Raw genomic sequence first — 12725 nt, forward strand, 5'->3', positions numbered from 1 at the left:
AAGACAGGGGGGACAATTTCCCAGTCACCGGGCGAGACCGCCTTCAACGACGCCGGGCGACGGACTCGCGCACCACCAGTTCGGTCTGGGGGGCGCTCACGTCGGGCGACTGGCCGCGCAGCCGGGCGAGCAGAAAGCGGGCCATCGCCAGGCCAGCCTCACGCATGGGCTGACGCACCGAGGTCAGGGGGGGCGTGGTGTAGGCCGACCCCGGCTGATCGTCGAAGCCCACGAGCGAGAGATCGTCCGGCACGCGCAGGCCCCGGCGGTACAGCGCGAGGCGCGCCCCGATGGCGGTCTGGTCGTTCGCGCAGAAGACGGCGGTGATCGGGCGGCCCAGGTCGAGCAGGCGACCCATGCCCAGCACCCCGGAGGGAACCCGGTAGTCGCCCTGCACGACGAGGGCGGGGTCGAAGGGCAGACCGGCGTCCTCCAGGCCGAGGCGGTAGCCGTGCAGGCGTTCGTGGGCGTCCTCGTGCGCGGGGTCGCCCATGATGTGCCCGATGACGCGGTGGCCGTGCTGAGTCAGGTGCCGGGTGGCGGCGCGTGCCCCGCCCACGTTGTCGAAACTCATGGCACCGCCGCCCAGGTCGGTCAGGTGGACGCGGCGACCGAGCACGACCGTCGGCACGTGGCCGGCGACGGCCCGCAGGTCGCCCTCGTCCAGGCTGCTGCCGAACACGATCAGGCCCTCGGCCTGGTGGCGCAGCAGCACGTCCAGCACCCGCTGCTCGTCGCGGCGGTTCCAGTGGCCGCTGCCGATCAGGGGGGAGTACGGACTGCCCTCCAGCCCCTCCTCGATGCCGCCCAGCACGTCGCTGTAGTAGGGGCTGGCGAGGTCAGGAGTGAGGACGCCCACGATGCCCGACGATCCCGTGACCAGACTGCGCGCCGCCGCGTTGGGCCGGTAGCCGAGCAGCGCGACGGCCTGCTCGACCGCCCGGCGCTTCTCAGCGTCCACGGCGGCGGTGCCGTTGAGGATGCGGGAGACCGTGGCCGGAGAAACCCCCGCCACCTGGGCGACCTGACGGACGGTGACGCGCCTTTTCGGGATGACGTTCAACTTCCACCCATCATACGTCTTCTGAAACTGTTTCAGGGGTGTGTTTGAGGTCTTCAACTCTGGAGTGCGTCGTGGGGCCGGAAAAGTAACTGGCCTTTCTAAACGACCGCCGCAACTTCGGTCTATAGCTTGAACACGTTTTCAAAAAGTGTTACGCTGCCCCCGCTCCACAAGTTCAGGGCGGGAGACGGATCGCGGCCCGGACGCGCCTCACGTCGGGCGCGCGGCGTCGCGGCGTCTCCACCGCCGGAGGTCATCGTGTGTCCACCGTGGCTGTCCTCCCCGTCGTGCCGTCACCAACCTCTGCCCTCCACGAGACGACGACCGCCCCAGTGACGTTCCGTTCGCCGTCCTGAAGTGCCGGAGGGTCCAAGCCCTGTCCGGTCCCAGTCCCTGATGGCCGTCCGGCGAAGTCCACCACCACATTCGGAGGCCGCGCTTCCGTCCGGCGTCATTCCCCGTTCCGGCGCGTTCTCTCCGTGTGGGCCAGTCGCCCGCACGTCCACGAAGGAGCCACGATGCAACCCACCAGAACGAAGCTCTCCGGCGTGATGGCGCTGCTGGCGCTCGGCGCGGCGGCGTGCGGCAGAACGGAACAGCAGCAGGCCAGCCAGCCGGGCGGAGCGCCCACCGTGAGGGCCACCGCGCTCCCCGCCGGGGCGCAGGGACCGTCGAACAATGTCGGTGCCCCGGTCGCCCCGAAGAGGACGGCCAACGTGCGCGGCCCGGTCCCCACGAACGACTGGTGGTCGTCGCTGGTCTTCCAGCGCTACCCGGACAACCCCTATTCCGAGAACATGCACGCCCAGCCGCTCTCGATGCGGGCGAAGGCCAGCGGCCTGGGCATCGCGTACCCCGCCACGCACGTCATCACGCCGGACAACCGCAAGTACGAACATACCTACACCGAGGACTTCACCCTGGGCGTCGCGGGGCTGAACTCGCCCGACGCCAAACTCGACGGCTATTCCGACTGGACCGTGCGCTCGTTCTGGAGCGGCGGCGGCGCGAGCCTCACCACCACCTTCGGCCACGGCCTGCCCTACGTGTACGCGACCAAGACGGGCGGCGACATCCGCATCGTTTTCAACGGGGCACCGGGCGTGTGGTCGAACGCGGGCAACGTCGTCGGCGTCTCCATTCGCGGGCACCACTACGGCCTGTTCGCCCCGAGCGGCGCGACGTGGCGGGTGGAGGGCAACACCCTGATCTCGAGCCTCGCGGGCAAGAACTACGTGTCTGTGGCCGCCCTGCCGGACAATGCCGGTGGCACGCTGAGCGAGTTTGCGCGCCACGCCTTCGCCTTCGTGACCGACACGCGGGTCAGCTACTCGGTCCAGAACGGCACGGTGAACACGACGTTTACGGCCACGACCACGCCGATGGAGGGCAGCGAGACCCGGCCCCTCATGGCGCTCTACCGCCACCAGTGGCTCAACTCCGGGGCGGTGAACACGGGCTACACCTACACCTCGGCGCGCGGGAGCATGAGGGTGCTGCGGGGCAACAGCTTCTCGACCTCGCTGCGCTTCGGGGGCGTGCTGCCCACCCTGCCCGACAGGGGCACGTATGACCGGAACCGGCTGGCGGGCTACCTCAACGAGGCGGCGGCCAGACCCGCCATCACCGGCACCGACACCTACTGGGTGGGCAAGAGCCTCGGGCGGGCGGCGGAACTGACGCATATCGCCTCCCAGCTCGGCAACACCGGGGCGCAGGGCGCGCTGCTGGGCAACATGAAGACCAAGCTGCAAGACTGGCTCACGCCGGGGGGTGAGAACTATTTCGCCTACGACGACGTGTGGGGCACATTGATCGGCTACCCGGCCTCCTACGGCTCGGACACCGAACTCAACGACCACCACTTCCATTACGGCTACTTCGTGCAGGCCGCCGCCGCCATCGCCATGTACGACCCGGCGTGGGCGAACACCTGGGCCGGGCAGATCAACGACCTGATCATGGACGCCGCCAACCCTGGGAGCGACACGCGCTTCCCACGGCTGCGGAACTTCGACCCCTACGCGGGCCACTCGTGGGCGTCGGGGCACGCGGGCTTCGCGTCGGGCAACAATAACGAGTCGTCCAGCGAGGCGATCAACTTCGCCACGGGTCTCATCCTGTGGGGGTCACTGACGAACAACGCGCAGGTGCGCGACCTGGGCATCTACCTGTACGCCACCGAGGTCAGCGCCATCGAGCAGTACTGGTTCGACGTGGACAACGCGGTGTACCCGAGCAACTTCATCCACCCGGCGGTCGGCATGAACTGGGGCGACGGCGGCTCATACTCGACGTGGTTCACCGCCGAACCCGAGATGATCCAGGGCATCAACTTCCTGCCGATTCAGCACGGCTCGCTGCACCTCGGCTCGCGGCCCGACTACATCAGGACGAACTACGCCCACATGACGGGCCAGAACGGCGGCGAACCCGGCGTGTGGCAGGACATCTGGTGGGGCTACCTCGCGCTCTCCGACCCGGCGGCGGCCATCCAGAAATTCGACGCGAACCAGGGCTACACGCCGGAGGAGGGCCAGTCGAAGGCGTTCACCTACCACTGGATTCACAACCTCAACGCGCTGGGCCGCCCGGACGTGGGCGTGACCTCGAACTCGGCGACCGCCGCCACCTTCAACAAGAACGGCACGCGCACCTACGTGGCCTACAACCCTGGGGGCGCGGCGACCACCGTGACCTTCTCCACGGGCGCGACGCTGAACGTGCCCGCCCGGTCGCTCGCCACGTCGAGCGGCGGCGTCATCACCAACCCGCCGCCCGCCCCGACCCTTCAGCCGGGTTCGTTCTACTCCCTCCGCACCGTGACGCCGGGCGTGACCCGCTACCTGCGCCATGCGGGGAGCCTCGCCTCCACCGAGGTCGTGGACGCGAACAGCGCCGCCGGTCTGAAGCAGGACGCCAGTTGGAAGGCCGCCCCCGGCCTCGCCGACGCGGGCTGCGTCTCGTTCGAGTCGGTGAACTTCCCCGGCTCGTACCTGCGTCACGCGGGGTCGCGCCTGCGGATCGACCCCAACAACACCACCGACCTCTTCCGGCAGGACGCGACCTTCTGCGTGAGGGCGGCCCTCGACCGCAGCGGCGGCAACGTGTCGCTGGCCTCCAAGAACTTCCCCAACAGCTACATTCGCCACCGGGGCGGCGAGGTCTGGCTCGACCCCAACGACAACAGCGCCGGATTCCGCGCCGACGCCTCGTGGGCACCCATGAGCGCCTGGAGCACCTCCGGCACCACGCCGCCGCCCCCCGCCGCCAGCGCGAACATCCCCGGCGTCGTGACGACGAACGCGGGAGCCATCGCCAATGGCGCGAGCAGAAGCTGGAACCTCAACGCCACGGGCGCGGCCAACCTGCGTCTGCGGCTGACCAGCAACAGCACGCAGAACAGCCGCTCGATCACCGTGGTCTTCGCCGGGCGGGAGATTCCGCTCTCCATCAACGCCGGGCAGACCGTCAACGTGGACTTCGCAGGCGTGGGCGCGGGCGCACAGACGCTCACCCTCCGCGCGGGGAATGACGCCGTATCCCTCGGCCAACTGGAGTTCGTGACGTACTGACCGCCCGCGAGGTTTTGCCGGGTCGCCAAGCCCTCGCGTCCAGATCAGGAGGTGGACCCCGCCGCCAGCCCCCGCCGTTCGTCCCGCACCCCCGCCCGAATCTCCCGAAAGGACGCCACCATGACCCACCACCGCGCCCTGCTGCCCGCCACCTTCGCCCTGCTGCTGGGAGCCTGTAGCCAGCCCGGCCAGCTCTCAGCGAATGAATCCGGGAGGGTGAGCGCCCAGGCCGCCTGCACCGCCTGGGTGGAGGGACCGACCTACACCGCCGGACAGGTCGTCACGTACGGGGGGGCGACGTACACGGCCATCCAGACCCACACGGCCTACGCGGGCGCGGGCTGGAATCCCAGGAGCACCCCCAGCCTGTGGAGGCCAGGCGGGACGTGCGACGGCACCCCCCCGCCCCCGCCACCCTCCGGCGACACCACCCCGCCGTCGAACGCCACGCTGAGCGCCTCCCCGACCAGCCTCACCGCAGCGGGCAGCGTCACCCTGAGCGCCACGGCGAGCGACAACGTGGGCGTGACGCGGGTGGAATTTCTCAAGAATGGGGCGCTGCTGTCCACCGATACCACGCCGGGCGACGGCTTCCGGGCGAGCGACGCCTTTTCGTCCAACACGCAAAACGGCACATACAGCTACGCGGCGAGGGCCTTTGACGCCGCCGGGAACAGCAGGACGAGTGCCGCCGTGAGCGTCAGCGTGAACATCCCCGGCGCTCCCCCGCCCCCGCCGCCAGCCACGGGCGGGTACAGGCGGGTGGGCTACTTCACCCAGTGGAGCATCTACTCGCGCAACTACCGGCTGGCGGACGTGCAGCGCAGCGGGGCCGCCGCCACCCTGACGCACCTGAACTACGCCTTCGGCGGCATCTCGCCGGACCTCACCTGCACGGTCACGGCGCAGGGCAAGAGTGACGCCTTTGCGGACTACGGCAAGGCCTTCACCGCCGCCGAGAGCGTGGACGGCGTGGGCGACACCTGGGACCAGCGGCTGCGCGGCAACTTCAACCAGCTCAGGGAACTCAAGGCGAGGAACCCCGGCCTGAGGGTGCTGATCTCGCTGGGCGGCTGGACGTGGAGCAGGGAGTTCAGCGACGTGGCCCTGACCGACGCCTCGCGCAGGAAGTTCGTGCAGAGCTGCGTTGACCTCTACATCAACGGCAACCTGCCCGTCAGCGACGGCGCGGGCGGTCCGGGCGCGGCGGCGGGCGTGTTCGACGGCATCGACATCGACTGGGAGTATCCGGCCAGTGAGGGGCTGCCCGGCAACATCGTGCGGCCCGAGGACACGCGCAACTTCACGCTGCTGCTGGAGGAGTTCCGGCGTCAGCTCGGGCCAGGCAGGCTGCTGACCGCCGCCCTGCCCGCCGCGCCCTCCAAGATCGCCAAACTGGAGGTGGCGAACATCGCGCGCAGCCTCGACCTGATGAACGTGATGACCTACGACTTCCGGGGGGCGTGGGCGGCCACCGGACCCACCAACTTCCACTCCAACCTCTATCCCAGCCCCGCTGACCCCGGCAGCGGCGAGGAGAGGACCTACAGCGTCGATACCGCCGTGACGGCCTACCTGCGGGCAGGAGCGCCTGCGGGCAAGCTCGTCGTGGGCCTTCCGTTCTACGGGCGCGGCTGGACCGGCGTGACGAACGCGAATGGCGGCCTGTACCAGCGGGCGACGGGGGCCGCCCGTGGCACCGTCGAGGCGGGCTACGAGGACTACAAGGTCCTGAAGAACGCGCCCGGCACGGTGTTCCGCGACCCCACGACGCGGCAGATGTGGAAGTTCGACGGCAGCACCTTCTGGAGCTACGACGACCCGCAGGTGATCGCGGACAAGACGGCGTACATCAAGCAAAGGGGCCTCGGCGGGGCCATGATCTGGTCGCTCGACGGGGACGACGCAACCGCCACGCTGTCCAAAGCTGTGGCGGCGGGCCTGCGGTAGCGGTCACACACGTCGGGGGGTGGAGTGCCAGGGGAAGGAGTCCTGGCACTTTCGCTGTGGTGGGGAGCCGTGCCCCGAGGACCTTTCAGGGGCCGGACCGCTCTCATGGTCGGTGCCCGGAGGATGCCGGGCAGACAATGCGCCCAGCCGGGTGAGGATGTCCCGTCACAAGGGGTAGAAGCGGCAAGAGCAGGGCGAGGAGGTTCATCACCCGTCGGATTGGCTCCGTGCCCGGAGTGTAGAGCAGTTGACATTGAAATTGTCATGCTGAGCGTCAGCGAAGCATCTCGGCACAGGATGGATGAGGCCCTTCGCTTTGCTCAGGGTGACAAATGTTCTTCTGTCAAAGGCTTGAGTGGTCGCCACCGGTGGTCCACAAGCGGTATAACCTGCGGGCACGCCCGTCACCCCCCAGACGCTCCCGACCCAGCGGAGGCCCCTTTCCATGCCGTCCGGTATTCACCCCGCTCCTGGTTTCGCCTCCCCGCTGCCGCCCGGCGAGATCGGCCCGTCCCCGTCCGCCATCCGGGGCGGCGCATGACCCGCGCGCCGAGGCTGCTCGGCCTGATGAACGGCACGAGCGTGGACGGCATCGACGCGGTGCTGATCGAGCTTCCGGGCTGGCCGGAGCTGGACGGGCCGGGCCTCCCGCCCGCGCTGGTCGGCCCCGCCCCCCGCGCCACCGTGCTGGAACACCGCTACACGCCCTTTGCCGACGACCTGCGCGCCGCGCTGCTCGCCGCCTGCCGGAACGAGGCGCGGACGAGCGACCTCACCCAACTGCACTTCTGGCTGGGCGAGGCGCTGGCGGAGGCGGCGGCGGACCTCGCGCCGGGGGCCGACCTGATCGCCAGTCACGGCCAGACGGTCCACCACATTCCGCAGCGGGACGAGGGACGGGGCTGGCACACGCGCTCCACCCTCCAGCTCGGCGAGGCGTCGGTGATCGTGGAGCGGACGGGCAGGCCGGTCGTGTCGGACTTCCGGCCCCCCGACCTCGCCGCCGGCGGGCAGGCCGCGCCCCTGGTCCCCTTCGCCGACCGCCTGCTGTACGCCGAGGCGGGCGTGCGGCGGGCTGTGCACAACCTCGGCGGGATCAGCAACCTCACGTACCTGCCCGGCCTGAGCGAGGCGGGCGTCCTCGCCTTCGACACGGGACCGGCCAACGCCCTGATCGACGAGGCCGCCGAACTCTTCCGGCGGCGCTACGACGAGGGGGGCCGCCTGGGGGCCGCCGGGGACGTGGCGGACAGCCTGGTGGAGACGTGGCGGCGGGACCCCTACCTGGAGGCACCCCCGCCCAAGTCCACCGGGCGCGAGCGCTGGAACCTCCGCGAGCTGCCGGGGGTGTACGAGCTGAACGCCCCCGACATCGCCGCGACCGTGACGGCCTTCAGCGCGCGGACCATCGCGGACGCCTACGCGCGCTTCGTGCTGCCCCTCGGCCTCGACGAGATCGTGGTGGCGGGCGGGGGCGCGTACAACCCCACCCTGATGGGGCACCTGCGCCGTCTCCTCGCCCCGGTCCCCGTCGTCACCTTCGAGGAGCGCGGCTGGAATTCCAGTGCGCGCGAGGCCGCCGCCTTCGCGGTCCTGGGGTATTACGCCTACCGGGGCTGGCGCAACACCCTGCCGGGAACGACCGGCGCGCGGCATGCCGTCGTCGCCGGGAAGCTGTCCAGGCCGTGGACCGATCCCCAGTGACGGCGACCGTTTCTCTGCGGCCCGGCTCCGGGAAGATGCGCCGTGGTCCGCGCTGCCGAGCCAGCGGTGCTGAGCGGGTGGCACTGGGAGGGGTCACGTCCCCATTCGTCCCTATTCGTCGTCCCTATTCGTCGTCCCTTTTTGCGTCCTGGAGGCCGCTCCTCTCAACCTGTCAGATTCCCCCGGCTGAGAACTGGAGCGACACCCAAGCGGTTCGGCAAGACGTTTCAGGTCTCCGCGTGCTCCCGAGGAGAGGCCACCGCGAGCCGCGTTACTCGTAGTCCTCGACGCGCCACTCGTCCTTCCAGTCCAGGTACGCCATCTCCCCGTCGAACCGCACCGGCAGCCACACGTACCCCGCCCGCGACGTGTCCGGCGCGGCGAAGACCTCCGGGTCGTCCTGCTCGTACCGCGCGAAGTATTCACCGGGGCGTCCGCTCGCGAAGGCCGTCTCGAACATCCGGGCGGCCCGCCGCGCATCGACCTCCCGCTCTCCGAGCCAGCGGTCGGCGAGGGCGATATAGAGGTCTTTCTTGTGCGGGTGCTTGAATACCGAACAAATCTGCGAACGGTACGACGTGCGCGCCTCGTCGTCCGGGTGAGGGTCGCCCAGCACCGTCCACGGCCCGTGGTACGTCCGCGCCACCGCCACCTCCGAGGCGTTCGGGAAGTACCCGGTGGTGCCCGACGTGAACAGGTAGTGCAGATGACCGCGCCGGAAGTACGCGGGGGCCTCCCGCACGAACGGCGGGTGGGGCTGCGGGAAGTGGGTGGAGTAATACCCCGTCACGTCCGTGGAGTCCCCCGTGAGGTCCGCGCAGATCAGCTCGCTGTGGACCCGCTCGAAGTAGAAGTACGCCTTGCCGTCGGTGGGGTCCACGACCAGATCGAAGTCCCCGGCGCTCATGCCCAGCGGTCGCAGGTTCGTGCGGACGATGCGGTACGGACCGAGGAGCGAGTCGGCGACGAGGACCGTGGATTTCTGCGTGTCGTCGGGGTACATCACCTTGACCCAGCAGACGTACTGGCCGGTGAGGCGGTTGTGGATGATGTGCGGGCGGTCCATCTTCTGCGCCGGGTGTAGGGGCGAGGTGGGATCGTCCAGGACGGGCGGGATGATCACGCCGAGGTCGTCCCAGTTGTACAGGTCGCGCGAGGCGTAGCAGCGGACGCCCCAGTGCCAGATGTCGCTCCCGCCGGTGGTGCGCTCCTTGTTCTCGCCGTACCAGTAGAAGGTGCCGTTCTCGAACAGGATGGACCCGCCGTGGGCCTGAATGAGGTGGCCGCCCGTGTCCAGCCAGAGCCTACCGGGGGTGATGGAGGTGCGCCTCGCCGTTCCGCTCTGCTGGCCGGAAGAGGAGCCGTGATCAAGTTTTTCTGTGGTCATGGAGTTCCTTTTGTGAGAGGAGCCGGATAGGGTCTCCCCTTCCCCGCGTCCGCTCGTGGGCAGGGGCGAGGACGGGCCGACGGGACAGGCGGCCTGGAAGCACTGGGCGACGGGCTGACGTGCTCGCCGTTCACGACGTGAGACCGGTCCGTTTGGGGGTGCCACGACTGGAGCGGCGCGTGTGAGGCCGCCGCGTCAGCACAGGTCCAGTCCGTGCGAGCCGACGGCCCTCGCCTTCCTCTTCGCTGGAAATGCCTGCCGTCTACCTCAGCGCGGCTTGCAGTTGCGCCAGGTACTCCTCGGGACTCAGGTCGCCCGTCACGAGGAGTTGCACGTTGTCCTGCGAGACCGCCGTCGCCTTCGCGGAGAAGTACGCCTCGAACCACAGGTAGCCCTTCCTGGCGGTGTTGAGCTTCTGCTGGGTCAGCGTGGTCAGTGCGGGAACGTTGGCAGGCATCTTCGTCACCTTGAAGCCGGTGAGCATGCCGAGGTCGCCCATCGCGCGGTTGGCGTAGTTGGCGAAGACGTATCTCATCCAGTCGCCGAGTGCCGCGTCGTTCTGAGACTGGTTGACGGCGACGGTGAGGCCGGTGTTGATCGACCAGTCGTTCAGGGTGCCCCTGCCGCCCCTGACGAGCGGGGTGTTGAAAAACCCGATGTTCCCCACGCCGATCTTGTTGCGGGCGGGGTCGTTGAAGGTCCGCAGCTCCCAGCTCCCCATGTAGAACATGGCCGCCTTGCCCCCCAGGAAGGTATCCACGGCGGTGTCGTAGTCGATGGTGTTCACGCCCCGACCGAAATACCCCTTCTGGCCCATGTCCTGCACGGCGCGCGCCGCCTCCACGAAGGCGGGGTCGGTGAGCTTCAGGGTGCCCGCCTTCACGCGGTCCATCGCGTCGGCCCCCAGCTTGCGGACGGCGTACCCGCCCATCAACCGGGTGAGCGGCCACTTCTGCTGACCGGACGCGGCGAACGGCTGGATGCCCCTTTGCCTGAACTTCTCGGCGGCGGCGAGCATCTCGTCCCAGGTGCGGGGTTCCTTGAGGCCACTCTCCGCGAAGAGTTTCTTGTTGTACCAGAAGCCCTCGATGTTGAGTTCGAGCGGCAGGCCGAGGAGTTTTCCGCCGGTGAGCTTCTTGTTCAGGTCCACGGCGACCGGGTTGAGCTGGTTGTAGATGCCCAGCCGCCTGAAGGTCGCCTCCAGGTCGGTGGCCTGGCCCTGCCGGGCGAGTTGTTGCAGGAAGGCGGGTTCGCCGATGGAGTACAGGGTGGGCAGGCTCTTGCTGGCGGCGAGAAGTTGGAGCTTCTGCGTCATCTCGGTGGTGTTGCCCTGGTACTGGTACGCGAAGTTCGGGTGGGTCTTCTGGTACTCCCTGGACAGCTCGCTGATGACGCGGGTGTACCCCACGTCCTCGTTCTGGCTGGACAGAAAGACAACGGTCTTCCGGCCCTGCGCGCCCGCGCTGGAGAGGGCGGCACCGAGCAGCAGGGCGGTCACGGCGGTGCAGCGGGCGGTCTTGGTCATAACGCACTCCTTGAGGAAGAACCTGGGGACACGGGGCGGTGTGGCCGTGGGTGGCTCAGCGCAGGTGGGTCATTCCGGCTCCTTCCGCGAGCGTTCCGAAGTCGAACGCGCACTGCACTGCGAGGCTGGCGGCCCCGCGTGCCCAGGGGGTGAAGTCGTCGTCGGACCAGGCGTCGATCACGACGGGGAGGTCGTCGGCGAGGCCGTCGAAGGCGCGGGCGCGGACGGCCTCCCGGAGAGGGTCGAAGAACAGGGGACCGAGCCGGGTGCCCTCGCCGCCGATGACGATCAGCTCGGGGTCGAGGGTGTTGACGAGGTACGACAGGTGCGTGCCGAGCAGCCGTCCGGCATCGGCGAGGAGGCTGGCGGCCCCGTCGTGCCCACCCTCCGCGAGCGTGACGAGTTCGTTCACGGTCGTGATCTGCGGGGCGAGGTCAGGATGCCGTTCTTGAAACTGGGACAGCAGGGCGGGTTCGGAGGTGTACGCCTCCAGGCAGCCCCGGCGGCCACAGGAACACGGGCGGCCATCCGGGACGACGACGTTGTGACCGAACTCGCCCGCGCCACCCCGGCGACCACGGTGGAGTTCGCCGCCCAGGACGAGGGCGCTGCCCAGGCCCCGCCCGAGCGCGACGGTGAGGAAGTGGGCGCTGTGCTTGCCGTGCCCGAAGAGGCGTTCGGCGGCGGCGAGGCTGTTCACGTCGTTGTCGATGTGGGTGGGAAGGCCCGTGCGCTCCCGGACGAGGGGCGCGAGGGGCACGTTCCTCCAGCCGAGCAGCGGCGCATGGACGACGTTGCCCTGAAGGGCGTCGATCACGCCGGAAAGACCGATGCCTATGCCGATGACATGGGTGGGGTCGATGCGGGCGCGCCGGGAGAGCGCCTTGCAGAGACGCGCGATCTGGGAGGCGACCTCGTGGGGGTCGTGCCCATCCAGGGGTTCGGTGACGTGCGCGAGAACGGCGGTGGAGAGGTCGGTGAGGACGGCCATGATGCGGTCCTCGCGGAGCTTGAGGCCGACGGCGTAATGCGCGGTGTAGTCGATGTCGAGGAGGATGGGGCGGCGGCCCCCGCTGCTGCCGGCCTCGCCGACGCTGCGTTCGGTGAGGAGGCGGTCCCCCATGAGTTCGGCGGTGATGCCGGTGATGGAGGCGGAGCTGAGGCCGGTCAGTTCGACGAGTTGGGTGCGACTGACGGGGCCGAGTCGTCTCAGATGGTTGAGGATGACGCGGCGGTTATGGGCGCGCAGGACGCCGAGATCGCCTCTGGCTGGGGCCATATCCGCCTCCCTGAGTTGGCTTATTGTGTGAGCTAACTGGAGCGTAACATCGGGGCCGGTCCGGGTCAAGCGGGCGTTCATGGCGTGACGCCGCCCGCTCTTTCCACCGCCGGGCAGTTGACGCCTGATGTGAATTGCAGATCGGGCAGCGGGGGCGTTTTCGCTGTTCAGCAGGAGGACGAGCGCCGCTCGTCACCCCCCTCCCCGACCCTCTGCTTCGCAGCTTTGCAAGTCCCCCACAA

Annotated in this window: 7 protein-coding genes; 3 read left to right on the forward strand and 4 right to left on the reverse strand. The window is 69.1% G+C overall.

All coding sequences use genetic code 11. The features are described from left to right. Nucleotides 1-43 precede the first annotated feature (43 nt). On the reverse strand, nt 44-1063 hold the full coding sequence (locus tag V3W47_RS03770) for a LacI family DNA-binding transcriptional regulator (protein WP_331823834.1): 1020 nt from the start codon (nt 1061-1063) through the stop codon (nt 44-46). Between the two features lie 518 nt (nt 1064-1581). Here V3W47_RS03770 and V3W47_RS03775 point away from each other — a divergent pair. The 3 genes from V3W47_RS03775 to V3W47_RS03785 all read left to right on the forward strand — a co-directional run bounded on the left by V3W47_RS03775 (nt 1582) and on the right by V3W47_RS03785 (nt 8292). Next, the gene (locus V3W47_RS03775; RefSeq protein ID WP_331823835.1) at nt 1582-4638 is read left to right on the forward strand and encodes a glycosyl hydrolase; all 3057 of its coding nucleotides are present in this window, start codon (nt 1582-1584) and stop codon (nt 4636-4638) included. 120 nt (nt 4639-4758) lie between these two features. Continuing rightward, nucleotides 4759-6588 (forward strand): glycosyl hydrolase family 18 protein, encoded by a 1830-nt coding sequence (locus tag V3W47_RS03780; RefSeq protein WP_331823836.1) that lies wholly within the window; start codon nt 4759-4761, stop codon nt 6586-6588. A 537-nt stretch (nt 6589-7125) separates the two neighbouring features. Continuing rightward, nucleotides 7126-8292 (forward strand): anhydro-N-acetylmuramic acid kinase, encoded by a 1167-nt coding sequence (locus V3W47_RS03785; RefSeq protein WP_331823837.1) that lies wholly within the window; start codon nt 7126-7128, stop codon nt 8290-8292. Nucleotides 8293-8563: 271 nt separating this feature from the next. On the opposite strand, the gene V3W47_RS03790 is transcribed toward V3W47_RS03785, so the two are convergent. The 3 genes from V3W47_RS03790 to V3W47_RS03800 all read right to left on the reverse strand — a co-directional run bounded on the left by V3W47_RS03790 (nt 8564) and on the right by V3W47_RS03800 (nt 12483). Next, nucleotides 8564-9679, reverse strand: a complete 1116-nt coding sequence (locus V3W47_RS03790; protein WP_331823838.1) for a family 43 glycosylhydrolase — start codon at nt 9677-9679, stop codon at nt 8564-8566. 262 nt (nt 9680-9941) lie between these two features. Next, nucleotides 9942-11204, reverse strand: a complete 1263-nt coding sequence (locus V3W47_RS03795; protein ID WP_331823839.1) for an ABC transporter substrate-binding protein — start codon at nt 11202-11204, stop codon at nt 9942-9944. 55 nt (nt 11205-11259) lie between these two features. After that, nucleotides 11260-12483 (reverse strand): ROK family protein, encoded by a 1224-nt coding sequence (locus V3W47_RS03800; RefSeq protein WP_331823840.1) that lies wholly within the window; start codon nt 12481-12483, stop codon nt 11260-11262. Between the last annotated feature and the right edge of the window lie 242 nt (nt 12484-12725).

It is taken from the genome of Deinococcus sp. YIM 134068 (assembly GCF_036543075.1).
Classification (GTDB): Bacteria; Deinococcota; Deinococci; order Deinococcales; family Deinococcaceae; genus Deinococcus; species Deinococcus lichenicola.